Source organism: Streptomyces luteolus (assembly GCF_029968015.1).
Classification (GTDB): Bacteria; Actinomycetota; Actinomycetes; order Streptomycetales; family Streptomycetaceae; genus Streptomyces; species Streptomyces luteolus.
Window position 1 is genome coordinate 122,742 of record NZ_JASCIS010000014.1, and the last position, 24,322, is coordinate 147,063.

Consider the following 24,322-nt stretch of genomic DNA (forward strand, 5'->3'; position numbering starts at 1 on the left):
CTCTGACGCCCCGCGAGGAGCACGAACGTGACTACCACCCCCATCGCCCCCAGCCTCGTGGCCACGCTGCCCGGGCACTACTACACCGATCCCGAACTGTTCCGACTGGAGCAGGAGCGGGTGTTCGAATCCATGTGGTTCTGCGCCGTGCGCGGCGCCGACCTCGACAAGCCGGGCGCCTTCCGCACCGTTCAGGTCGGCCGGGAGAGCGTCCTGGTCACCCGGTCCCGTACCGGTGAGCTGCGGGCCTTCCTGAACGTCTGCCGGCACCGCGGTGCCCAGCTCTGCACCCAGGAGTCCGGCGAGGTGCGCCGCAACCTGCAGTGCCCGTACCACGCATGGACGTACGACCTCGACGGCAAGCTGGTCGCCGCGCCCAACCTGACGAAGATGCCGGACGTGGACCGGGCCGAGTACGGCCTGATCAAGGTCGCCCTGCGCGAGTGGCTCGGCTACGCCTGGGTATGCCTGGCGGACGAGCCGCCGTCCTTCGAGGAGACCGTGATCGGCGCGGCCGTGGAGCGCCTCGGGAACGCGGCCGCCATCGACCGCTACCGCACAGAAGGCCTCGCGCTCGGCAAGCGCATCACGTACGACGTGAAGTCCAACTGGAAACTGATCGTCGAGAACTTCATGGAGTGCTACCACTGCGCGACGATCCACCCCGAACTCACCGAAGTGCTCCCGGAGTTCGCGGACGGCTTCGCGGCGCAGTACTACGTCGGCCACGGCGCCGAGTTCGGTGACGAGGTCAAGGGCTTCACGGTCGACGGCAGCGAGGGCTTCGGCAAGCTGCCCGAGGTCGCCGAGGACCAGGACCGGCGGTACTACGCGATGACGGTCAAGCCGACCGTGTTCGTGAACCTGGTGCCGGACCACGTGATCCTGCACCGGATGTTCCCGATGGCCGAGGACCGCACGATCGTCGAGTGCGACTGGCTGTACGCCCCTGAGGTGGTCGAGTCGGGCGCCGATCTGTCGAAGTCGGTGGAGCTGTTCCACCGGGTCAACGCCCAGGACTTTGCAGCGTGCGAGCGGACCCAGCCGGCGATGTCGTCGCGGGCCTACCGGGGCGGCGGCGTCCTCGTACCGACCGAGCACCACATCGGGATCTTCCACGAGTGGCTTCTCAAGCAGCTGGGGGCCGAAGGTGCCTGAGCTGTTCATCGACGGTACGTGGACGAGCCCGCGCGAGGAGCGGACCCGGGAGATCCGCTGCCCGGCCGACGGATCGCTCGTCGCGGTCGTGGACGAGGCGGGCGCCAAGGACACCCTGGAGGCGATCGCGGCCGCACGGCGCGCGTTCGACGAGGGGCCCTGGCCGCACACCACGGGCGCCGAGCGCGGCGATCTGCTCCTGCGGGTCGCGGATCTGCTGGCCCGCGACAAGGACGCCCTGGCCCGCGCGGAATCCCTCGACACCGGCAAGCGCCTGGTGGAGAGCGCGTACGACATGGCCGACATCGAGAACTGCTTCCGCTACTTCGGCCGGCTCGCGGCCGCGGACGCGGGGCGGGTCGTCGAGACGGGCGTGGAGGACGCGGAGAGCAGGGTGGTGTATGAGCCGGTCGGCGTGTGCGCGCTGATCACCCCGTGGAACTACCCGCTCCTGCAGACCGCGTGGAAGGTGGCGCCCGCGCTCGCGGCGGGCAACACCTTCGTCCTGAAGCCCAGCGAGCTGACCCCGCACACCGCGATCCACCTGGTGCGGCTGCTCGCGGAGGCGGGCCTGCCGGACGGGGTGGCGAACCTGGTCCTGGGCGCGGGCCCGGAGGTGGGCGGTCCGCTCGCCGAGCACCCGGACGTGGACCTGGTGTCGTTCACGGGCGGGCTCAGCACCGGCCGGCATCTGATGGCGGCCGCGGCGGGCACGGTCAAGAAGGTCGCGCTCGAACTGGGCGGCAAGAACCCCAACATCGTGTTCGCGGACGCCGACTTCGAGACGGCCGTCGACATGGCGCTCACCGCGGTGTTCCTGCACTCCGGCCAGGTCTGCTCGGCCGGGGCGCGCCTCCTCGTGGAGGACTCCCTGCATGAGCGGTTCGTGGACGAGGTGGTGCGCAGGGCCGGGGAGATCCGCCTCGGCGGCCCCTTCGACGAGCGCGCCCAGACTGGCCCGCTGATCTCGGCGGCCCACCTCGCGAAGGTCGAGGCGTACGTCGAACGCGGCCTCCAGGAGGGCGCGGTGCTCCGTTGCGGCGGGTCCCGGCCCTCCGGCGCGGAGTACGAAGGCGGGTTCTACTACCTGCCGACGGTCCTCGACGACTGCTCGGCCGGCATGTCGGTGGTCCAGGACGAGTCGTTCGGCCCCGTCCTCACGGTGGAGCGGTTCACCGGCGAGGAGCAGGCCGTGCGGCTCGCCAACGACACGGTGTACGGGCTCGCGGGCGGCGTGTTCACCCGGGATGAGGCGAAGGCCCGCCGTGTGGCGTCCGGGCTCCGGATGGGCACGGTGTGGATCAACGACTTCCACCCGTACGTGCCGCAGGCCGAGTGGGGCGGCTACAAGCAGTCCGGCACCGGCCGTGAGCTGGGCCCGGCCGGGCTCGCCGAGTACCGCGAGACGAAGCACATCTGGCGCAACACGCGGCCCGCCCCTCAGGGCTGGTTCGCGTAACTCCGCGCCACTCCGCACAACTGCCCCTGTTCCACGGCCGGTTGAGCCACTTTCACAGCCCGAGCCCGCTCTCTCCCCGCTCGGCCGGCCGTGGCCGAACCTGACGTGACTCCCAGGAGACACATGCACCCGACCCCCAACGACAGGGACGACGCCGAGCTCCAGGAGTTCGGCTACCGTCCCGAGCTCAAGCGCACCCTCGGCAACTTCCATACGTTCGCCGCAGGCATCAGCTACATCTCCATCCTCACCGGCACCTTCCAGCTCTTCTACTTCGGCTACGCGAACGGCGGCCCCGCCTACTGGTGGTCCTGGCCCATGGTGTTCGTCGGCCAGTTCATGGTGGCCCTCTGCTTCGCGGAGCTGGCCGCCCGCTACCCGGTCGCCGGTTCGGTCTACAACTGGGCGAAGAAGGTGGGCAATCCGCACGTCGGCTGGCTCGCGGGCTGGATGATGCTGCTCGCCTCGGTCGTGTCGATCGCGGCCGTCGCCCTCGCCTACCAGCTGACGCTGCCGCAGATCTCGTCGTTCTTCCAGTTCGTCGGCGACGGCACGGGCCGGTACGACGTGGCCACCAACGCGGTGCTCCTGGCCGCCGTGCTGATCCTGTTCACCACGCTCGTCAACGCCTTCGGCGTGAAGCTGATGGCCAGGATCAACACCGCCGGCGTGTTCATCGAACTCGTCGCCACCGTCGTCCTGATCGTGCTGTTCGCGGTGCATGTCGTGCGTGGCCCGCAGGTGGTCACCGAGACGGCCCACACGGGGGACGGCCAGTCCTTCGGCTATCTCGGCGCCTTCCTCGTCGCCTCGCTCGCCTCCGCGTACGTGATGTACGGCTTCGACACCGCGGCCTCGCTCGGCGAGGAGTCCCTCGACCCGTCGCGGAACGCGCCGCGCGCCATCATCCGCTCGATCGTCGCCTCGTTCGTCCTCGGCGGGCTGATCCTGCTCCTCGCCCTGATGAGCGTCTCCTCGCTGCGCGGCGAGCGGCTCTCCTCGGACGGACTGCAGTACGTGGTGCTCGACGTGCTCGGCCCGACGGCCGGCAAGGCCATGCTGTGGTGCGTCCTGATCGCGGTGACGGTGTGCGCGCTCGCCGTGCACACGGCGGCGATCCGGCTCGCGTTCGCGATGTCCCGCGACAACAACCTGCCCGCGGCCTCACTGCTCGCGAGGGTCAGCCCGCGCTTCCAGACCCCGGTGGCCCCCGCCGTCATCATCGGAGTCCTCTCGCTCGCGATCCTCGTGGTGAACATCCGCCAGCCGCAGATCTTCACCGTCGTCACCAGCATCGGCATCATCATGATCTACGCCGCGTATCTGCTGGTCACCGTCCCGATGCTGATCGCCAGGCTGCGCGGTACGTGGAAGCCCGCCGAGGGCAAGTTCTCGCTCGGCCGCTGGGGCCTGCCCGTCAACATCCTCGGCGTGCTGTGGGGCGCGGGCATGACCGTGAACCTGCTCTGGCCGCGGGCGGCCGTCTACAACGCCGCCGCCCCGTACCACTGGTATCTGCGCTGGGGCGCCGTCCTGTTCGTCGGCCTGATCGCCGGCGGCGGCTTCGCCTACTACTGGTTCGTCCAGCGCCACCGCACCGGCGTACTCGCCGAGCACGCCGCCGATTCCCCCGCACCGCCCGCCCCCGCCGCCGACCTGGAGGAGGTCACCACCTCATGAGTTCCGACGCCACCGCATCCGCCGAGGTCTTCGACTACGTAGTCGTCGGCGGCGGCACCGCAGGCAATGTCGTCGCGGCCCGCCTCACCGAGGACCCGACCGTCACCGTCTGCGTCCTGGAGGCCGGACCGAGCGACGTGGGCGACGACAACGTCCTCCAACTCGACCGCTGGATGGGGCTGTTGGAGTCGGGCTACGACTGGGACTACCCGGTCGAGCCGCAGTCAAGGGGCAACAGCTTCATGCGGCACGCCCGCGCCAAGGTGCTCGGCGGCTGCTCCTCGCACAACTCCTGCATCGCGTTCTGGGCCCCGGCCGAGGACCTGGACGACTGGGCGGCCGCGGGCTGCACGGGCTGGAGCGCGGCCGAACTGTTCCCGCTCTACCGGCGCCTGGAGAACAACGACGCCCCCGGCGACCACCACGGCCGCTCCGGCCCGGTGAAGCTGCGCACCCTCAAGGGCGCGGACGACCCGTGCGGCAACGCCCTGTTGGAGGCCTGCGCGCAGGCGGGCATCCCTACGACACCCTTCAACACCGGAAGCACCGTCGTCCGGGGAGCCAACTGGTTCCAGATCAACTCGGACGAGAACAACGTCCGCCAGTCCTCCTCGGTCGCGTACCTCCACCCGATCATGGGCAAGCGCCCCAACCTGTCCGTGCGTACCGGGGTGCGCGCGAAGCGCCTGGTCTTCGAGGGGCGCCGCTGTGTCGGTGCGGAGTTCCTGGACCCGGACCAGGTCCACACCCGTACGGTCCGCGCCCGCCGCGAGGTGGTCGTCTCCTGCGGCTCGATCGACACCCCGAAGCTGCTGATGCTCTCCGGCATCGGACCGGCCGCGCACCTGCGTGAGTTCGGGATCGACGTCCTGGTCGACTCTGCGGGCGTCGGCGAGAACCTCCAGGACCACCCCGAGGGCGTCATCATGTGGGAGGCCAGGCAGCCGATGCCCACCCGGTCCAGCCAGTGGTGGGAGGCGGGCATCTTCTACGACACCGAGCCCGGCCTCGACCGGCCCGACCTGATGTTCCACTACGGCTCCGTCCCCTTCGACATGAACACGGCCCGCCACGGCTACCCGACGACGGACAACGCGTTCTGCCTCACCCCGAACGTCACCCGAGCCCGCTCCCGCGGCACGGTCCGGCTACGCACCCGCGACTTCCGGGACAAGCCGATGGTCGACCCGCGCTACTTCACTCACGAGCACGACGCCCGCGTGATGACGTACGGCCTGAAGCTGGCCCGGCGCATCGCCGAGCAGCCGGCGCTGAGCGGCTGGGCGGGCGCGGAGCTGGCCCCGGGCCCGGACGTCCGCACGGACGACGAGCTGCTCGACTACATCCACAAGACCCACAACACCGTCTACCACCCGGCGTGCACGGTGAAGATGGGCGCCGACGACGACGCCCTGGCCCCGCTCGACTCCCGTCTGCGGGTCAAGGGAGTCGAGGGCCTGCGGGTCGCCGACGGCTCGGTGATGCCGGATCTCGTCACCGTCAACCCGTGCATCACGACGATGATGATCGGCGAGAAGTGCTCGGATCTGCTGAGGCAGGACAGGCGTATCTGATCCCCTACCCGCCCCTTCCCGAAAGCCTGCGGCGCTTCGGGGCTCCGCCCCGGACCCCGCTCCTCAATCGCCGGAGGGGCTCAAAATTGAGCCCCTCCGGCGATTGAGGAGGCCCGTCCGGCAGGACTTTCGGGAAGGGGCGGGTAGGGGAAAATCTCACGCCTCTGGCCCACGCAGGGAGCGGCTCACCCTCGCGACGCGGTCCGCGATCGCATCGGTGTCGGGGGCCGGGCTCTCCCGCAGAAGCAACTCGATGCGGGCCAGCTCCTCCGCCGCCGCAGCGAGCCGCTCCCCGTTCTCCGGCCCGGCGGCCGCCAACTCCCGCTTCTGCCGGTGGAGTTCGAGAAATACGTTCGCCTTCGTCCGCAGCACCCACGGATCGATCGGCTTGGTCAGGAAGTCCGCCGCCCCCACCGCGTACCCCCGATACGTGTAGTCCGGCTCGGGATTGACCCCCGTCACGAGGATGATCGGCACGTCCTTGGTCTGGTCGAGCCGCTTGATGGTGCCGGCGGTCTCGAAGCCGTCCATGCCGGGCATGACGACGTCGATGAGGACGAGCGCGAACTCCTCGCGCAGCATGGCCTTGAGCGCCTCCTCCCCCGAACTCGCCCGGACGATCCGCTGATGGAGCGGGCCGAGGACCGCCTCCAGGGCCAGCAGGTTCTCCTCCATGTCGTCGACGACGAGGATGCTGCACTGGTCGGACGGCGCGGCGTTCACGGCTCGTCCCCCGTCGGCTCGTCCTGCGCCGACTCGTCCTCGCCGTGCGGGTCGAGCAGGCCCACGATGACCGAGAGCAGCCGGTCCACGTCCACGGGCTTGGGCACGTAGTCGGAGGCGCCGCTCTCGATCGCCTTGTCGCGGTCGCCGGGCATGGCCTTGGCGGTGAGCGCGATGACCGGCAGATGCGCGAGCCGGGGCGTGCTGCGGATGGCGCGGATCGTCTCGTAGCCGTCCATCTCGGGCATCATGATGTCCATCAGCACCACGGACACATCGGGGGTGCGCTGCAGCACCTCAAGGCCCTCGCGCCCGTTCTCCGCGTACTTCACGGAGATGCCGACGCGGCCGAGCACATGGGTCAGGGCGAACACATTGCGGATGTCGTCGTCGACGATGAGGATCCGCCGTCCGGCGAGGAGTTGTCCGGGCCGCCCGCTCAGCCACTCCTTGAGCCGGGTCGTCTGCGGCCAGGTGTCCTCGCGGGTGGTGCTGAGGGTGGCGCGCGGTCCCGGCCCCGCGGCCGGGTCGGTGTGCAGCTCGTCCTCCAGGGAGATCCCGATGTCCGGGCCGACGACCGTGGCCTCCACGGCGCTCTCGCCAGGGCGTGCGTCGGCGGGCGCGAAGGCGTGCGCGAAGGCCGCCGCTCCGTCGACCTCCGTCTCCTGCACGGGAGTCGGCTTCACGTGTGCGGGGGTCGGCGGCTCGGCGGCCGGTACGGCGACTCCGGGGTGGCGGGCCGGGAAGTAGAAGGTGAACTGGGAGCCGACGCCCAGCTCGCTCTCGGCGACGATCCGGCCGCCGAGCATCCTGGCGATCTCCCGGCTGATGGAGAGCCCGAGGCCCGTGCCGCCGTACTTGCGGTTGGTGGTGCCGTCGGCCTGCTTGAACGCCTCGAAGACCACCGGGAGTTTGCCGGGCGGGATACCGATCCCGGTGTCCTTGACCCGGAACGCGACGACCGCCTCCGCGTTCCGCAGCGACTCCCCCTCGAACTGCTCCGACGGCACCCCCTCGACGCGCAGCTGCACGGAACCGGAGTGCGTGAACTTCACCGCGTTGGACAGCAGGTTGCGCAGCACCTGCTGGAGCCGCTGCTCGTCGGAGTACAGCTCGCGCGGCACGTCGTCGTCCACGGTGATGCGGAAGCCCAGGCCGCGGTCCACGGTCAGCGGCCGGAAGGTGGCGTCGACGTACCGAAGCAGCTTGTCCAGGGACAGCTCCACCGGGTGGACGTCCATCCGGCCCGCCTCGATCTTCGACAGGTCGAGGATGTCGCTGATCAGCTGGAGCAGATCGGAGCCGGAGCGGTGGATCGTGGAGGCGAACTGCACGTCCTGCTCGGAGAGATGGCCGTCGGGGTTGTCGGCGAGCAGCCGGGCGAGGATGAGCAGCGAGTTGAGCGGGGTGCGCAGCTCGTGCGACATGTTCGCCAGGAACTCCGACTTGTACTGCGAGGCCGTCGCGAGCAGCGCCGCCTTCTCCTCCAGGGCGGCGTTGGAGCGCTGCAGTTCGTCGGAGCGCTCCCGCAGTTCGGCGGTGAGCCGCTGGGACTCCGAAAGCAGCGCTTCCGTACGGGAGTTGGCGATGATGGTGTTGAAGGAGACGCCGATGGTCCTGGCGAACTGGTCGATGAAGGCCAGGTGCACATCGCTGAACCTGCTGAGCGAGGCCAGCTCGATCACGCCGAGCAGTTTGCCCTCGAAGAGGATCGGCACGATGACGATATTGGCCGGCAGGGCCGAGCCGAGCCCGGAGCTTATGGTGATGTAGTCGTGCGGGGCGTCGAGGACGAGGATGCGCTGCTTCTGCCTGGCCGCCTGGGCGATCAGTCCGCGGCCCGGGGTGCCGGTGCCGGGCAGCAGGGTGCCGCGGCCGGCCTGGTCGGTTCCGTACCCGGCGATGAACTGCAGGTCCTCGCCGGGGCTCCTGCCGTCCGGGTCGAGCAGGTAGAACGCGCCGAACTGGGAGTTCACCAGCGGGGTCAGCTCGCCGAGGATCAGCCCGGCGACCTCCACCAGGTCGCGCTTGCCCTGCATGAGGGCGGCCATGCGGGTCAGGTTGGACTCCAGCCAGTCCTTGGCGCGGGTGGTCTCGCGGAGGTTGGCCACCATCAGGTTGATGTTGTCCTTGAGCTCGGCGACCTCGCCGCGTGCCTCGACCGTGATGGAGCGGGACATGTCGCCCTGGGTGACGGCGCCGGCCACCTCGGCGATGGCGCGTACCTGCGTGGTGAGGTTGGAGGCCAGTTCGTTGACTCCGGTGGTGAGCCGCTTCCACGTGCCGTAGACGCCCTCGACGCGGGCCTGGCCGCCCAACTGGCCCTCGCTGCCCACCTCTCGGGCGACTCGGGTGACCTCGGAGGAGAACGAGGAGAGCGTGTCGACCATCGTGTTGATGGTCGTCTTCAGCTCCAGGATCTCGCCGCGCGCGTCCACGTCGATCTTCTTCGACAGGTCTCCCTGGGCGACGGCGGTGGCGACCTGGGCGATGTTGCGCACCTGCGACGTCAGGTTTTCCGCCATGAAGTTGACGTTCTCGGTCAGGTCCTCCCACACCCCGGACACCCCGTGGACCTGGGCCCGGCCGCCGAGGTTGCCCTCCGTGCCGACCTCGCGGGCCACGCGCGTGACCTCGTCGGCGAAGGCGCGCAGCTGGTCGACCATGGTGTTCACGGTGTCCTTGAGCTGCTGGATCTCGCCGCGCGCGTCCACGGTGATCTTCTTCGACAGGTCTCCGTCGGCGACGGCCGTGGTGACCTGGGCGATGTTGCGCACCTGTGAAGTGAGGTTCGACGCCATGAAGTTGACGTTGTCCGTCAGCTCCTTCCAGACGCCGGACACGCCGCGGACCTGCGCCTGGCCGCCGAGGTTGCCCTCCGTGCCGACCTCGCGGGCCACCCGCGTGACCTCGTCGGCGAAGGCCGAGAGCTGGTAGACCATGGTGTTGATCGTCGACTTCAGCTCCAGGATCTCCCCCTTCGCCTCGACCGTGATCGTCTTGCCGAGGTCGCCCTGGGCGACGGCGGTGGCCACCTGGGCGATGTTGCGTACCTGTGAAGTCAGGTTCGACGCCATGAAGTTGACGTTGTCCGTCAGCTCCTTCCACACCCCCGACACCCCGCGGACCTGCGCCCGGCCGCCGAGGTCGCCCTCGGTGCCGACCTCGCGGGCCACCCGCGTGACCTCGTCGGCGAACGCGGAGAGCTGGCCGACCATCGTGTTGATCGTCGACTTCAGCTCCAGGATCTCGCCCCGCGCGGCCACGGTGATCTTCTGGCTGAGATCACCGTTGGCGACCGCCGTGGTGACCTGCGCGATGTTCCGCACCTGCGAAGTCAGGTTCGACGCCATGAAGTTGACGTTGTCGGTCAGGTCCTTCCAGACGCCGGACACGCCCGGCACATGCGCCCGGCCGCCCAACTGCCCCTCGGTGCCGACCTCGCGGGCCACCCGCGTGACCTCGTCGGCGAAGGCGCGCAGCTGGTCGACCATCGTGTTCACGGTGAGCTTCAGTTCAAGGAGCTCACCGGTCGCCTCGACCGTGACGTGCTGGGTCAGATCGCCCTGGGCGACCGCCGTCGTGACCACCGCGATGTCGCGGACCTGGGCCGTGAGCCGCGAGGCCATGGCGTTCACGGCCTCGGTCACATAGCGCCAGTCGCCCGAGAGCCCCTGCACCTTCGCCCGCTCGCCGAGGCGGCCCTCGGTGCCGACCTCACGGGCGACCCGGGTCACCTCGCCGGTGAACAGCGAGAGCTCGTCCACCATGCGGTTCACGCCGCGCCCGAGCCGGGCCACATCGCCACGGAGCTGACGCTTCCCGTCGTGCAGTTCGACCCGCTGGGTCAGATCGCCGTCCGCGACCGCGTCCAGGACACGCGTGGCGTCCCCGACCGGTACGACCAGGGCTTCGAGCAGCGAGTTGGCCGCGTCCACGCCGGTCGTCCAGGCGCCCTGGCCGGGGCTCGCCGCGAGCCGCTCGTCCAGGCGGCCGCGCCGGATGACTTCCTGCCGTACGCGCTGCAGCTCCGCCGCCATGTGCGCGTTGCGCGTGACGATCTGGTTGAAGACCTCCGCCAGCTGAGCGGTCACGCCGTCGTGGGGGCTGTCCGCGCGTACGGAGAAGTCGCCGTCGCGAAAGGCGGTCATCGTCGCGAGCAGGGCGCGCAGCTCGGTGGTGCTCGGGCGGTCCGGCTCGGTTCCCGCCGCGCTCGGGCGGCCCGGCTCCGTGCCCGCCGCGCTCGGGCGGTCCGGCTCGGTGCCCGCCGCGCTCGGGCGGTCCGGCTCGGTGCCCGCCGCGCTCGGGCGGTCCGGCTCGGTACCCGCCCCGCTCGGGCGGTCCGGCTCCGTTCCCGCGCCGTCCCGGCCGTCCCCGGAGGGCCCCCCGTGCGGTGCCGCGCGAGGAGTGTCGAGCCGATCCCGCTCACGTTTCATTCCGCAATATCCCTGTTTGTGCGGTACGCCAGGATTAGTGCTGTTAGTTCTGTTAGTCCTTCCGGTGCGATTTAGACTACATTCATCGTGCTGAGCGCCGGAACCGAGCCAGGAGGCGCCCGTGGGGACCTCCGCCGACCCGCGCGAATCCGTATCGCGCCTCCGCCTGCCCGCGGACGAGCTGGCGCCCTCCGCCGCCCGGCGATTCCTCCGCATCACCCTCGGCGACCTGGCCGCCTCGCCCGCTCCCGGGGTGCCCGCGGCCGTCAGCGAGCGGCTCGTCGACGACGCGGTGCTCCTGGTCAGCGAGCTGACCACGGCGGCCGTCGCGCGCGGCGGCTTTGAGGTCGACATCGGCTGCCGCCTTGAGACCGGGCTCGACGCGTGGCCCGGCATCCCCGCCTCACCGCCCCTGGACGGCCCCCGGCACGTGGGCCTCGTCGTAGAAGTGCTCGACCGCCACCTGACCGGCAGCGAACCCGAGGGCCCCGACCTGCGGGGCAGCCTGCGCGCCCACGGCCTGCAACTTCTCGGCGCCCTCGCCGACTCCTGGGGCGTGACCTGCCGACAGACCCAGGAAGCCGTCTGGTTCCGCCTCGACAGCCTCCTGGAGGCCCGGCCGGGCACGGACGACCAGGCCGGTCCCGCCCCCGCGACCGTCCACCACGCCCCGACGCCCGGCCTCCTCCCCACCGCCGCCCCCGAGCGGTCCGAGCGGGCGGGGGCGTCCTTCCTCGCCGAGGTCAGCGAACTGCTCGCGGGACAGCTGGACGAGGACATGGTCACCGCGCTCACCGGCCAGCTGCTCGTGCCCAGGCTCGCCGACTGGTGCGTCGTCTGGCTGACCACCACCAACGGCAGGATGCGGCTCTCCCGGGTCTGGCACCGGGACGAGCAGCAGATCCGGTCCCTGCGCCGAGCCGTGGAGCAGGAGCGCCCGCCGCCCTCCACGCTCGGCACCACCGCCCTGAGCTGGCCCTGGCCACAGGGCGCGGACGCCGCCGAACCGGGCGGCTCCGCGCTGATGTTCCCGCTGGTCGCGAGCGGCCGCTGCCACGGCGCCCTGCTGATCGGCCGCGCGGGCCTGCCCCGGATGACCGACGCCGTCGTACGGGTCACTCAGGACGTGGCACGCAGGGCCGCGCAGGCGGTGGTCACGGCCCGCCACTACACGCGGCAGGCGGACATCAGCCACTCGCTGCAACGCCGCCAGCTCCCCACCTCCCTCGCGGCGATCCCGGGCGTCGACACGGCGATCGTGTACGAGCCCTCCGGCGAGGGGCAGACCGTCGGCGGCGACTTCTACGACCTGTTCCCGATGGGTGAGAGCCGCTGGTGCTTCCTGCTCGGCGACGTCTGCGGCCACGATCTGGAGGCCATGTCCGTCACCGGCCTGGCCCGCCATCTCGTACGGCTGCTCGCCCGCGAGGGCCACGGCGTCGAGGCCCTGCTGCACCGGCTGAACCTCGCGATGGCCGAGGAGGGCGCGGAGGCGGTCGCGGTCGGCGGCGAGCAGGCGGGCTCCCGCTTCCTGAGCCTGCTCTACGGCGAGCTGGAGCCGGACCCGGACGCCGGCGGCGCCCGCGTCACGGTGGCCAGCGCGGGGCACCCGCTCCCGCTGCGGCTCTCCGCGGACGGCACGGTGACGCCGGCCGCCCAGCCGCAGATGCTGCTCGGCATCGACGAGCACGCCGAGTTCCGCGCCGACTCGTTCCACCTCGCCCCGGGCGAGACCCTGCTCTGCGTGACCGACGGCGTGACCGAACGCCGCCGCGGCAACCGGCAGTTGGACGACAACGACGGCCTCGCCGAACTCCTCCGCGGCTGCGTGGGCCTGGGCGCCAAGGCGGTCGCGGAGCGCGTACGCCAGGCGGCCCACAACTTCAGCCCGGAACCGATCGACGACGACCTCGCGGTGCTCGTACTGGAGGCGCTTCCGCTCCTCGGCGTCCGGCCGTCATCCGGCGCTTCACTGTGAAGCCGGCGGTCACCTGGGCTCTTCGGTCTCCGCGGCTTCCCGGAATCGTGCGGCCAGTTCACTGCGGGAGCGGATGCCGAGCTTCGAGTAGATGTGGGTGAGGTGGTACTGCACGGTCTTCGCGGCGATGAACAGCTCCAGGGCTGCCTGCTTGTTGCTCGCGCCGCCGGCGACGAGTCGGGCGACGGCCTGTTCCTGCGCGGTGAGGCGGGACAGACCGGATGCGCCGCGGCTGGTCTTCAGCCCGCCCGCCTGAAGTTCCCGCTCGCACCGCTCGACGTAGGTGCGGGCGCCCAGGTTGATGTAGGTGTCCCGGGCGTTCCGCAGGACCGTGTCGGCTTCCCGCCGCTTCCCCGCCCGCCGCAGGGTCTGGCCGTAGGCGAAGTTCACGCGGGCGCGGTCGTACGGAAGGGGAAGGTGTTCGACGTGGGCCAGGGCCTGCTCGAATTCCCGGCGGGCGCCGTCGATGTCCCCTCGTGCACCGGTCACCCGCCCGCGTGCCAGGCCGAGCCGGGCCATGGTGGAGCGGTGCTCCCGGAGAGCGGCGAGCTTCTCGTACGGGGTGAGGAAGGTGTCGGCCTCGTCGACGCGGTTGGTCATCACGAGGGCGTTGGCGTAGACGTCCTGCCAGGGCCAGAAACCCGGCTCGTCGACGCTGGTCCGTGACGGCAGCCGGACCACCGGAGCGAGCGCTTCGAGGACTCTTTCGTACTCCCCGCGTGCTTCGGCGACCTGGGCGCGCGCCAGGCACGCGGGCACCAGCATGACCTCGTAGTGGTGCATGCCGACGGCGGCCTCCCTGACATGGTGGTCCGCCGCCTCCCAGGCACCGCGCAGCGCGTGGATCTGGGCTCCGGTCCAGTGCACGAGCGGGCGGACCAGTTCGATCCGGACGTCGGCGAGGCGGGCCACCGCGAGGTCCACGGTTTCGATGGCCTCCTGCCACGCACCCAGCGCGAACTGGGTGCGGGCCAGCCATCCTTGCGCCCACAGGGAGATCCGGGTGGACCCCGACCGGAAGCCGGTCGGTACGGCGGCTTCGAGTTCGCGGCGGGCGGCTTCGGGGGCGTCCAGGGCGAGGTCCACCCAGCCTCGGCCGAGCTGGAATCGCTGGGACTGAGCGCCGCCGGACAGTTTCGCGGCGGCGCCCTCGTACGCCGCTTGCGACTCGGTCACCCGTCCCATGGCAGCCAGGCCGAGCCCCAGGACGGCCTCGGACTCGATGGCCGAGGGGTCGCTCGGGTCCGCCAGTTCCACGGCCCGCCGGGCCCAGGCGACCAGATCGGGCGCGTCACAGCGTCCGAGAGCGTGCAGCACCCGCCGCTGGCAGATCCTGGCCATCAGGTCGGGCCGCTGCTCCGGGTCGCAGCGCTCCCACGCCCGCGTCAGGAACGTCTCGGCCTCCGCGGCGCGGCCGCGCATGATGGCCAGGTGGCCGAGGACCACGTCGCGCAGCGTGCCGACCGGAAAGCTCTCCAGCTCCGCGGCGAACAGCGCGGCCTGCGGGACGTCTCCGGCGCCGATCATGGCGTCGACGGCACGCAGCAACCGGTCCTGGCGCGTGCTGCGGGCCAGGCTCAGGCGGCTGGCCTTGACCAGGGTGTCGGCCACCGCCGCCCACTCACCCGCGGACGCGCGCTCGGCCGCGTACCGGTCGAGTTCGTCGGCCAGCTCCGCGTCCGCCGTGATGGTGGCGGCGACGCGGTGCGTCAGCCGCCGGCCGGTGTCCTCGGCGATCTCTGCCGCCCGGCGGTGCAGCGCGCTGCGTCGGGTCAGCCCGATGCCGGTGAGGACGGCGGCCCGGATCAGCGGGTGGGGGAAGGACAGCGCCGTGCGTCCGGTGTCCACGGCCGCCGCGAGGAGTCCTGCCGCACGCGCCTCGTCCGCCGCGGGGAGCGGGTCGTCGATCAGGGCCAGGCTTGCGGCCTTCGCCACGGGGGTGTCGTCGTCGAGGACGGAGCAGGCTTCCACCAGGGCCCGGGTGGCTTCGCCGCAACGCGTGAGCCGGTGCCCGACCGCCGCTGCGAAGCGGGCGGGGGCCGGCAGGACCGGGTGCCACTCCTGCCAGGTCTCGCGTGGCAGTTCGTACAGCAGGTCGGTGGCGTGGCGGGGATTGCCCCGGGTGTGCCGGCACAGATGCCTCGCCGCGGGAAGGGTCAGGGCGACGCCGCCGGCTTCCCACGCGAGTGCCCGGACGTCCTCCGGTCCGAGCGGGCCGAGACGCAGGGTGTCCCGGCAGGAGCCGTCCAGGAACTCCAGCGTCCGGGGCGGCGTGCTCGCGTCGAGGCCGAAGGGGTCGTCCCGCGCGATCAGCAGGACGAGCACCCGCTCCGTCGACATCGTGCGCACCGCGGAGCGCATCGCACGCAGGCTCTCCACATCCGCCCAGTGGGCGTCGTCGACGACCACGACGAGGGGCTCCCGCTGCTGCGCCCCGGCCCAGATCCGGTGCAGCCGTTGTGCCGCGTCCAGGACCGGCGCCGCCCCTTCGGCCCGCACGGGCTCCGGAAGGTCGAGATCCGCTCCGCACGCCCGGGCCAGCTGCGCCGCGACGCAGAGTGCCACGCCCGCCTCCCAGGCCACCCCTTCACCGCGCACTACGCGCAGAGGCTGTCGGCCCGCGCAGGCTCGCAGGACGTGGTCGACGAGGGTGGTCTTGCCGATGCCCGTCGGTCCCTCCACGAGCGCCATCGAGGGGTGGCCCGCACCGGCGTCGCTGATCAGACGGGTCAGCGCGGCGCTCTCGTCGGCCCGCCCGATCAAGCTCCGTCGCAGATCAGGACGCACGCTCATGTTCCAGCACGCTAGCACCGCGGTCCGCCCGGGTGCCGGGCGCTGCGACGGCCGGAACGGGGGTCCCGCGCGGGACGAATCCGGTCACGAGCAGTCCGGCGATGCCGACGCCGGCGAAGACGTAGAAGGTGTACGTCGGCGGCACCCCCGCCCCCACGAGGGCTCCGCCGACGACCGGGCCGACGATGCCGCCGAGCCTGCCGAACCCGGCGCACCAGGCGACGCCGGCGGCGCGGGACACGGTGTCGTAGTAGTGGGACACGAAGCCGTAGATCAGCACCTGGGTGCCCAGCGTCCCCACCCCGGCGACGGCGACGAGAGCAAGGAGCACGGCGAGCGGGAGCTGGAAGGTCAGAAGGCCCAGGGACACGGCGGCAAGCCCGAAGGTGGCGGCGATCACGCGCTGCGCGCCGAGCCGGTCGGCACCCCGCGAGGCGAGGAGTCCGCCGACGATGGCGCCGCCGTTGAGCGTCAGCAGGAAGCTGAGCGAGTACGACGGTCCGTAACCGTTGCGGCCCATGATCTCCGGCAGCCAGGTGTTCAGGCCGTACGTGAGCAGCAGGCCGGAAAAGCTCATCAGGCCGAGGAGGAAGGTGGCGAGCGCGTAGCGCCGGGTGGCGAGCGCGGCGAAGCCGACCTTCTCCTTCGCCGCTCGGCCGGGCTGGGCGGGCAGCGCTTCGGGCAGGGGGACGCCGGTGCGCTCGGCGACCCGGCGTGCCCGCTCCCCGTGCCCACGGGCGAGCAGCCACTGGGGAGACTCCGGCAGCCGCAGCAGAGCCGCGGGCAGCAGGAGGACAATCGGCAGGGCACCGATGAGGAACAGTCCGCGCCAGCCGATGCTGTCGGAGGTGAGCAGCGCAAGCAGGGCCGCGAGCACACCACCGGCGGGGACACCGCTGTAGACGATCGCGTTGTAGAAATAGCGCCGGTCCGGCGGGGCGAACTCGGCGACCAGCGCGCCGACGGTCGCCACCAGCGCACCCACGCCGATGCCGGTGAGGAAGCGCAGGACACCGAAGGCGGTGTAGCTGGTGGTCGTCGCGGTCAGTCCCATGCCGATGGAGAACCAGGCGATGTTGACCAGCATGATGCGGCGGCGGCCGACGCGGTCGCCGATGGCACCGGCGACCAGGGCGCCCACCAGGACGCCCATGAGGGCGTAGGAGCCGAGTGCTCCGGCCTGGCCGGGGGTGAGGGCGCCGAGCTGGCCGGGGTCTCGGAGGAGGGTGGGCACGACCGTGCCGTAGACCACCAGGTCGTAGCCGTCGAAGACGAGGGCCACGGTGGCGATGCCGACGATCCAGCGCAGGCTGTCGCGATGGCGTGGGTCGACGTTTCTGTGCGCGTGAGCGTTCACTGCGGTACCTCGTGATCGTGAGCGGACCATGGGGCGGTGAAGGGTTCGGCCGGGTGCGGCCGTGCGGGGGTGGGGACCGAGGCGCTACCCGAGGTCTCCGCCGGCGACGGGGAGCACGGTGCCGGTGATGTAGGACGCCTCGTCGGAGGCGAGGAAGGCGATCGCCGCGGCTTGTTCGTCCAGGGAGCCGTACCGCTTCATCAGGGACGAGGCGACGGTCTGGTCGACGATCTGCTGGTACCAGGACTCCTCCTGGCCGCCTTGGGCCGCGGGCCCCCGCGCTACGCGTCGTGCGGGGGCGTCGGTGCCGCCCGGGGCGGTCGCCACGACGCGGATGCCGTACGGTGCCGCCTCCAGGGCGAGCGAGGCGGTGATGGCGTTGACGCCGCCCTTGGCCGCAGCGTAGGGGACGCGGTTGACGCCGCGGGTGGCCACGGACGAGACGTTGACGATGGTGCCGGAGCGCTGCTCGATGAGGTGCGGCAGGACGGCGCGGCACGTCCACAGCGTCGGGAACAGGGAGCGCTGGACCTCCGCCTGGATCTGGTCGGGCGTGTAGTGCTCGTAGGGCTTGGCCCAGATGGTGCCGCCCACGTTGTTGACCAGGCAGTCGATCCGGCCCTGCCGCTCCTGCGCCTCGGCGACCGCCTTCTCGGCTCCGTCGTACTGCTCCAGGTCGGCGATGATCGCGTGAGTGTCGCCGCCTTCCCTGGCCAGTTCGGCGGCGACCTCGCGGACGAGCTCGGAGCGGTCGACCAGGACGACGTCGGCCGACTCCGCCACCAGGCGGCGGGCGACCGCGAGACCGATGCCCTGGGCCGCACCGGTGACCACGGCCTTCTTCCCGGCGAAGCGGCCCACGTGTGCCGTTTTCAGGGCCGTCGCGTCCGTCGCGCCCGTCGCGTACGCCGCGTTCGCCGCGCCCGTCACCGGCCCGCTCCGGCCGCCACGGCGAACTTCTCGTAGTGGAAGCCGGCCGGGATGATGCCGAGGGAGTCGATGTGGCCGCGTACCGCCTCGACCATGGCGGGAGGTCCGCACAGATAGACGTCCGCGTCGCCGTCGTGCAGGGTCTTCTCGTCGATCAGGCCGGTGACGTAGCCCTTGTTCCGCGCCTGGCTGGACTCGTCGGCCACGCAGTGGTCGAAGGTGAACCCGGGGATGACCTCGGTGTAGTCCTCCAGGGTGTCCAGGTGGACGAGGTCCTGGTCGGTGGTCACGCCGTAGATCAGGTGGACCGGGTGCGCGACCGGCGTCTGGGCCAGCCGTTCCAGCATCGAAAGGAGCGGCGCCAGGCCGGTGCCGCCCGCGAGGAGCAGGGCGGGGCGGGCGAGTTCGCGGAGGTAGAAGGTGCCCATCGGGCCCGTGAACTCCACGAGGTCGCCGACCTGGGCGCGGTCCGCCAGGTAGCCCGACATGACTCCGCCGTCGGTGATGCGGACCAGGAACGACGCCTGCTGCTGGTGCGGACCCGAGCTGAAGGAGTACGAGCGGGCCTGGTCGGTGCCGGGGACGGTGACGTTGACGTACTGGCCGGGAAGGAAGTCCAGGGCCTCGCGGCGCTCGACTTCGAGGGTGAGGCCGACGGTGCTCGGCGAGTGCCGTTCGATCGCCGTGACCGTGGCGGTGAAGGTGCCCGCGGCGGTCTTGGCGGCGGCCGACGTCGAGGGGATGCTCAGCACGAGGTCGCTCTGCGGCGTCATCTGGCACGGCAGGCAGAGGCCTCGTGCCGCCTCGTCCTCGGTCAGCGCCTCGTCGATGTAGTCGCCGCCGTCGTAACTCCCGGACTCACAGACCGACTTGCAGGTGCCGCAGGCGCCGTCGCGGCAGTCGAGGGGGATGTTGATCCGGGCCTTGTACGAGGCGTCGGCGACGGTCTCGTCCGGTCCGCAGTCGATGAACCGGGTGATGCCGTCCTCGAAGCTCAGGGCGATCTGGAATGCCATGGTGCTGCTCATTTCGGGTACTCGGGTCTCGGAGGGCGGTCCGGATCAGACGTGGTAGATGTCGACCACGTGATGGACGTAGTCGTTCTTCAGGACGACCTTCTTCGCGGTGATCAGCGGGCTTGGGCCTTGGAAGTCGACGCGGTAGAACGACGTACCGAAGTACGTGTCGACGCTCTGGTAGCGGTAGTAGAGCGTGAACCAGTTGAACCGCACGTCCACGGAGCCGCCGGACTCACCCGTGATCTCCACGTTGGTGATGTTGTGGCCGGTGCGCGGCTCGGGCAGGCTCGTGGCGCTGGAGCGGTCGGTGCGGATCCGGAAGACCCGGTCCTGCAGTCCGCCGCGGTTGGGGTAGTAGATCAGCGAGATCTCGCTCTGCGGGTCCCTGGTGAGTTCGTCGTCGTCGGCCCACGCCGGCATCCAGAACTCGGCGTCCGGGTGGTAGCACTCCAGCCACTCCTCGAACTCGCGGTCGTCGAGAAGGCGTGCCTCCCGGTGGAGGAACCGGCGGACGGCCTCCAGCGTGACGGTGCCCGGCGCTGTCGCTGTCGCTGTCGTCATGTGCTGCTGCCTTTCGATGCGCGTCATGTGCTGCCGCTGCCTTTCGATGCGCGTCGTCGTCACGCGGGCTGCGTGGTCTCGGCTTCCGCTGCCAGCGCGCGCCGCATGCTCCGCAGCCAGTAGGCGTGCTGGATGGGGAAGAGCCCCTCGTCCTCGGTGCGGACCCCGCTGGCGATCGGCTTGATGCCGACCTTCTCGGCGTCCTCGTCCGGCCCTTCGATCTGGTGCACGGCACCGCGGCTGAGGTCGTTCCACGGGGCCGCGTCGGCCAGGTACGTCTTCTGGCAGGAGCGGAACTCCTCCAGGTCGTCCGGGGTCGCCATGCCGGTGGCGTTGAAGAAGTCCTCGTACTGCCGGATGCGCGCGGCACGCGCCTCGGCCGACTCGCCCTTCGGCGCGATGCAGTAGATCGTCACCTCGGTCTTGTCGACGGAGACGGGCCGGAAGTGCCGGATCTGGGAGCTGAACTGGTCCATCAGGTAGACGTTCGGGTAGAGGCACAGATTGCGGGAGACGCCGATCATCCAGTCGGCCTTGTCCTCGCCGAACTCCGCCACCAGCTCGTCGCGCCGTTCCGCCAGCGGCCGGTTCGCGGGATCGAGCCATTTCGTCCACAGCAGCAGGTGGCCGTGCTCGAAGGAGTAGAAGCCGCCCTGCTGCTTGGACCAGCCGCCGGCGTCCATCGTCCTGGTGTCGTTCGTCGACTCGCCCGCGGTGCGGCGCGCCTGGGTCGCCGCGTAGTTCCAGTGGGTGGCCGAGACGTGGTAGCCGTCGGCGCCGTTCTCGGTCTGCAGCTTCCAGTTGCCGTCGTAGCTGTACGTGGACGAGCCCCGCAGCACCTCAAGGCCTTCCGGGGACTGGTCGACGATCATGTCGATGACCTTGGCGGCTTCGCCCAAGTGCTCGTTGAGCGGCTTGACGTCGCCGTTGAGGCTGCCGAAGAGGAAGCCCCTGTAGTTCTCGAATCGGGCGACCTTGGTCAGGTCGTGCGAGCCGTCGGTGTTGAACTGCTCGGGGTATCCGGCGCCGCGCGGGTCCTTGACCTTGAGCAGCTTGCCCGTGTTGTTGAAGGTCCACCCGTGGAACGGGCAGGTGAACGTGGTGCGGTTGTCGGTCTTGCGACGGCAGAGCATCGCACCGCGGTGGCTGCACGCGTTGATGAGGGCGTGCAACTCACCTTGTTTGTCACGGGAGATGACGACGGGCTGCCGGCCGATGTGCGTGGTGAAGTAGTCCCCGACGTTCGGGATCTGGCTCTCGTGGGCGAGGTAGACCCAGTTGCCCTCGAAGATGTGCGTCATCTCCAGGTCGAAGAGTTCCTCATCGGTGAAGACGCTCCGACGGACGCGGTACACGCCGTTCGACGGGTCCTCCACCAGGGCGTTCTCCAGGGTGGCCCCCACGCGACTGTGTGCTTGGACCATGGTCCGTCCCTCCGCATCGTTCGAGCCGCCCGGCCGGCGCCCCATTCGTTTCGATTGCTTTTCAGCACCATGACATCGCGATGAAAAGTCGGCCCCGGACATTTGTCCAGGGTTGACCAAGGGGGGTATTGATATCGCCGCCGTCTCAATAGTCTGGCGTCTTGATATTTGTTGGTATGGGCTCCGCTCCCTAGGCTGAGCGGTAATCGAGGGCCCTGCAGAGAAAGGGCAGCCCCGATGGAACTCAGGTATTTGAGGTATTTCGCCGCCGTCGCCGAAACACGTCATTTCGGCAAGGCCGCGGAGCGCCTGCACATGGCGCAGCCCCCGCTCTCCCAGGCGATCCGCCGCCTGGAGACGGAACTGGGGGTGGCGCTGTTCACCCGCACCACCCGGCAGGTCTCCCTGACCAGCGCCGGCGAGGTGTTCCGTACGGACGTGGAGTTCATCCTCAAGGCCGTCGAAGAGGCGGTGGCACGGGTCGGGCGCTTCGCGTCAGGGGTGGAGGGAGTGCTCCGGGTCGGCCTCACGGGCTCCGCCTCGTACCGCCAACTGCCCGCCCTGGCGCGGCTGGTGAAACGCGAACTGCCCGACGTGATGCTGGAGGTGCACACCGAGATGCTGACGCCCGCCCAGGAGCTGGGGCTGACCGAGCGGCGCCTCGACGTCGGCGTCCTGCGCCCGCCGATCCGCCGGGAAGGAATCACCCACCGGGCCCTCGACGACGAGCCGCTGGTGCTCGCCCTCCCCGAGGAGCACTGGCTGAGCGAGGCGGACACCGTGCACGTGGAACGGCTGCGGGACGAGAACTTCATCATGTACGCGGCCCCGCTGAGCTCCGTCGTCAACGAAGCGGTCGTGCGCAGCTGCGTCGCCGCCGGCTTCCATCCGCGCTGCGCCTACGAGGTCACCGAGACCTCCGCGGCGCTCGCCCTTGTCGCCGCGGGACTCGGCGTCGCCGTACTGCCGGACTCCATCCGCTCGGCACCCCGGGAGGGAGTGCTGTGCACATCCCTTGAGGGTGCGTTTCCCGTCCGTCTGGCCCTCGCCTGGCGCGCGGACGACGAATCTCCGCTCCTGAAGAATCTGCTGGAAATCTTGGAAAGAAACGAAATGTTCGTCGCACCTGCGCCGCCTGACGGCCACGAAATTCCCGGGGAATCGCCATGAATATCGCCAAGATCGAGGCCATCCCTTTTGCGATCCCGTATCGGAAGCCACTGAAGTTCGCCAGCGGCGAGGTGCACACCGCCGAGCATGTGCTCGTACGCGTGCACACCGACGACGGGCTGACCGGCATGGCGGAGGCCCCGCCCCGGCCCTACACCTACGGCGAGACGCAGGAGTCGATCGTGGCGGTGATCGACAAGATCTTCGCGCCGCAGATTCTGGGCCTGTCGCCGCTGGAGCGGGAAGTCGTCCACGCGAGGCTCGACCGCACCGTCGGCAATCCCACCGCCAAGGCCGCCCTCGACATGGCGCTGTGGGACATCCTGGGCCAGGCGGCCGGCGTACCGGTCTCCGGTCTGCTCGGCGGATACACGGACCGGATGCGGGTGAGCCACATGGTGGGCTTCGCGCCCGCCGGACAGATGGTCGCCGAAGCCGAGCGGATCCGGGACGTCCACGGCATCAGCACCTTCAAGGTCAAGGTCGGCCGACGGCCGTACACCAACGACGTCGACGCCTGCCGCGCGCTGCGCGAGGCCCTCGGCCCGCAGGTGGAGCTGTACATCGACGGCAACCGCGGCTGGACCGCGTCCGAGTCGGCGCGCGCCCTGCGCGAGATGGCCGACCTCGGTCTGACCTTCGCGGAGGAACTCTGCCCGGCCGACGACGTGCTGGGGCGGCGCTGGCTGGTCCGGCAGAGCCCCGTCCCCTTCATCGCCGACGAGAGCGCCACCCAGGCCGCCGAGGTCACCCGCGAGCTCCTCGGCGGGTCTGCCACCGCCATCAGCATCAAGACCGCCCGGACCGGTTTCACCGCCTCCCAGCGCGTGCTGCACCAGTGCGAGGGACTGGGCGTCGAGATGGTGATGGGCAATCAGATCGACGGTCAGATCGGCACGTTGTGCGCCGTCGCCTTCGGCGGGGCGCACCGGTCGACCGCGCGGCGGGCCGGCGAACTGTCGAACTTCCTCGACATGACCGACGACCTCCTCACCGAACCGCTCTCCATCGAGGACGGCACCCTGCGCATCCGCGAAGGCGCGGGGCTCGGCATCGACATCGACCCCGACAAGCTCGCCCGGTACCGCCAGGACGCCTGAGGCCCCGGGGTGCCCGCCATCCGACGTATCCACTCCGCACCGCACCGCACCGCACCGCACCGCACGAGGAACAGGAACAGGACATGACCGACACCACCACGCGGCAGCCCGCCGCACAGGCAACCGCGGCCGCGTCCGGCGCCGCCGCCACCGAGAAGTTCCGTACCCTGCGGCGCGCGGACACCGTCGCCGCCGCCAGTGAGCGCGTCGACACCCTGGCCTCCGAAGTCCTCGCCGCCGTGCACGACGTCATCCGCCGCCACCAGGTCACCTACGCCGAGTACGAAGCCCTCAAGGCGTGGCTCATCCAGGTCGGCGCGGACGGCGAGTGGCCCCTCTTCCTCGACGTGTGGGTGGAGCACGTCGTCGAGGAGGTCGCCAACGAGGAGCGCCAGGGCAGCAAGGGCACGATCGAGGGCCCGTACTACGTACCGGACTCACCGGCCTTCCCGGTCCAGGCGACGCTGCCGATGCGCGAGGACGAGCCCGGTACGCCGCTGCTGTTCCAGGGGCGGGTGACGGGCGTGGACGGCACCCCGCTGGCCGAGGCGAAGGTCGAGATGTGGCACGCCGACGCGGACGGCCTCTACTCGCAGTTCGCCCCCGGACTGCCCCAGTGGAACCTGCGCGGCACCGTCGCGACCGACGCCCAGGGCCACTTCAGGATCCACACGAGGGAGCCGGCCCCGTACCAGATCCCCACCGACGGGTCCTGCGGCAGGCTGATCGCCGCGGCCGGCTGGCACGCCTGGCGCCCCGCCCACCTCCATCTGAAGGTCTCCGCCCCCGGCCACCAACTCGTCACCACCCAGCTGTACTTCCGGGGCGGCAGCCACGTCGAGGACGACATCGCCTCGGCCGTCAAGCCGGAGCTGATCCTGAGCCCGGCTCCCGCGGCGAGCGGCGTCGGCAACGAGGTCACCTACGACTTCGTACTCGACAAGGCGTGACGGTTCGCCT

Annotated in this window: 16 protein-coding genes; 8 read left to right on the forward strand and 8 right to left on the reverse strand. The window is 70.6% G+C overall.

Annotation, left to right across the window (positions count from 1 at the left end; translation table 11 throughout):
• Window positions 1–27 precede the first annotated feature (27 nt).
• From QIT00_RS16245 to QIT00_RS16260, 4 genes are all read left to right on the forward strand, one after another.
• Window positions 28–1,158 (forward strand): aromatic ring-hydroxylating oxygenase subunit alpha, encoded by a 1,131-nt coding sequence (locus QIT00_RS16245; RefSeq protein WP_282535977.1) that lies wholly within the window; start codon window positions 28–30, stop codon window positions 1,156–1,158.
• A complete protein-coding gene (locus QIT00_RS16250) occupies window positions 1,151–2,617 on the forward strand; it encodes an aldehyde dehydrogenase family protein (RefSeq protein WP_282535978.1) in 1,467 nt (488 codons plus the stop codon). Before QIT00_RS16245 ends, QIT00_RS16250 begins: the two co-directional genes overlap by 8 nt.
• A gap of 123 nt (window positions 2,618–2,740) precedes the next feature.
• Window positions 2,741–4,297, forward strand: a complete 1,557-nt coding sequence (locus tag QIT00_RS16255; protein ID WP_282535979.1) for an APC family permease — start codon at window positions 2,741–2,743, stop codon at window positions 4,295–4,297.
• Entirely contained in the window at window positions 4,294–5,871 is a 1,578-nt protein-coding gene (locus QIT00_RS16260) for a GMC family oxidoreductase (protein ID WP_282535980.1), read from the forward strand. Before QIT00_RS16255 ends, QIT00_RS16260 begins: the two co-directional genes overlap by 4 nt.
• Window positions 5,872–6,027: 156 nt before the next feature.
• On the opposite strand, the gene QIT00_RS16265 is transcribed toward QIT00_RS16260, so the two are convergent.
• Together QIT00_RS16265 and QIT00_RS16270 are read right to left on the reverse strand one after the other, a co-directional pair.
• Entirely contained in the window at window positions 6,028–6,546 is a 519-nt protein-coding gene (locus QIT00_RS16265) for a response regulator (protein ID WP_408909786.1), read from the reverse strand.
• 44 nt (window positions 6,547–6,590) lie between these two features.
• On the reverse strand, window positions 6,591–10,745 hold the full coding sequence (locus QIT00_RS16270; RefSeq protein ID WP_282536025.1) for a HAMP domain-containing protein: 4,155 nt from the start codon (window positions 10,743–10,745) through the stop codon (window positions 6,591–6,593).
• Between the two features lie 406 nt (window positions 10,746–11,151).
• On the opposite strand from QIT00_RS16270, the gene QIT00_RS16275 reads away from it, so the two are divergent.
• On the forward strand, window positions 11,152–13,008 hold the full coding sequence (locus tag QIT00_RS16275) for an ATP-binding SpoIIE family protein phosphatase (protein ID WP_282535982.1): 1,857 nt from the start codon (window positions 11,152–11,154) through the stop codon (window positions 13,006–13,008).
• A gap of 9 nt (window positions 13,009–13,017) precedes the next feature.
• On the opposite strand, the gene QIT00_RS16280 is transcribed toward QIT00_RS16275, so the two are convergent.
• The 6 genes from QIT00_RS16280 to benA form a co-directional block, all read right to left on the reverse strand.
• Window positions 13,018–15,801 (reverse strand): AAA family ATPase, encoded by a 2,784-nt coding sequence (locus tag QIT00_RS16280; RefSeq protein WP_282535983.1) that lies wholly within the window; start codon window positions 15,799–15,801, stop codon window positions 13,018–13,020.
• Window positions 15,785–17,158, reverse strand: a complete 1,374-nt coding sequence (locus QIT00_RS16285) for an MFS transporter (RefSeq protein ID WP_282535984.1) — start codon at window positions 17,156–17,158, stop codon at window positions 15,785–15,787. Before QIT00_RS16285 ends, QIT00_RS16280 begins: the two co-directional genes overlap by 17 nt.
• Window positions 17,159–17,242: 84 nt before the next feature.
• Window positions 17,243–18,088, reverse strand: coding sequence for a 1,6-dihydroxycyclohexa-2,4-diene-1-carboxylate dehydrogenase (locus QIT00_RS16290; RefSeq protein ID WP_282535985.1), 846 nt, complete (start codon window positions 18,086–18,088; stop codon window positions 17,243–17,245).
• Window positions 18,085–19,104 (reverse strand): benzoate 1,2-dioxygenase electron transfer component BenC, encoded by a 1,020-nt coding sequence (benC, locus tag QIT00_RS16295; RefSeq protein WP_282535986.1) that lies wholly within the window; start codon window positions 19,102–19,104, stop codon window positions 18,085–18,087. Before benC ends, QIT00_RS16290 begins: the two co-directional genes overlap by 4 nt.
• A gap of 45 nt (window positions 19,105–19,149) precedes the next feature.
• Window positions 19,150–19,668, reverse strand: coding sequence for a benzoate 1,2-dioxygenase small subunit (benB, locus tag QIT00_RS16300; protein ID WP_282535987.1), 519 nt, complete (start codon window positions 19,666–19,668; stop codon window positions 19,150–19,152).
• Between the two features lie 59 nt (window positions 19,669–19,727).
• Window positions 19,728–21,092: a benzoate 1,2-dioxygenase large subunit gene (benA, locus tag QIT00_RS16305; RefSeq protein WP_282535988.1), complete on the reverse strand. Its 1,365-nt coding sequence runs from the start codon at window positions 21,090–21,092 to the stop codon at window positions 19,728–19,730.
• Window positions 21,093–21,329: 237 nt separating this feature from the next.
• Between benA and QIT00_RS16310 the strand changes: the two genes are divergently transcribed.
• From QIT00_RS16310 to catA, 3 genes are all read left to right on the forward strand, one after another.
• On the forward strand, window positions 21,330–22,262 hold the full coding sequence (locus tag QIT00_RS16310; RefSeq protein ID WP_282535989.1) for a LysR substrate-binding domain-containing protein: 933 nt from the start codon (window positions 21,330–21,332) through the stop codon (window positions 22,260–22,262).
• Window positions 22,259–23,362 carry a mandelate racemase/muconate lactonizing enzyme family protein gene (locus QIT00_RS16315; RefSeq protein ID WP_282535990.1) on the forward strand — a complete coding sequence of 368 codons (1,104 nt, stop codon included), beginning with the start codon at window positions 22,259–22,261 and terminating at the stop codon, window positions 23,360–23,362. The genes QIT00_RS16310 and QIT00_RS16315 overlap by 4 nt, the downstream gene beginning before the upstream one ends.
• A gap of 83 nt (window positions 23,363–23,445) precedes the next feature.
• Window positions 23,446–24,312 (forward strand): catechol 1,2-dioxygenase, encoded by an 867-nt coding sequence (gene catA, locus QIT00_RS16320; protein WP_282535991.1) that lies wholly within the window; start codon window positions 23,446–23,448, stop codon window positions 24,310–24,312.
• The last annotated feature ends 10 nt before the right edge of the window (window positions 24,313–24,322 follow it).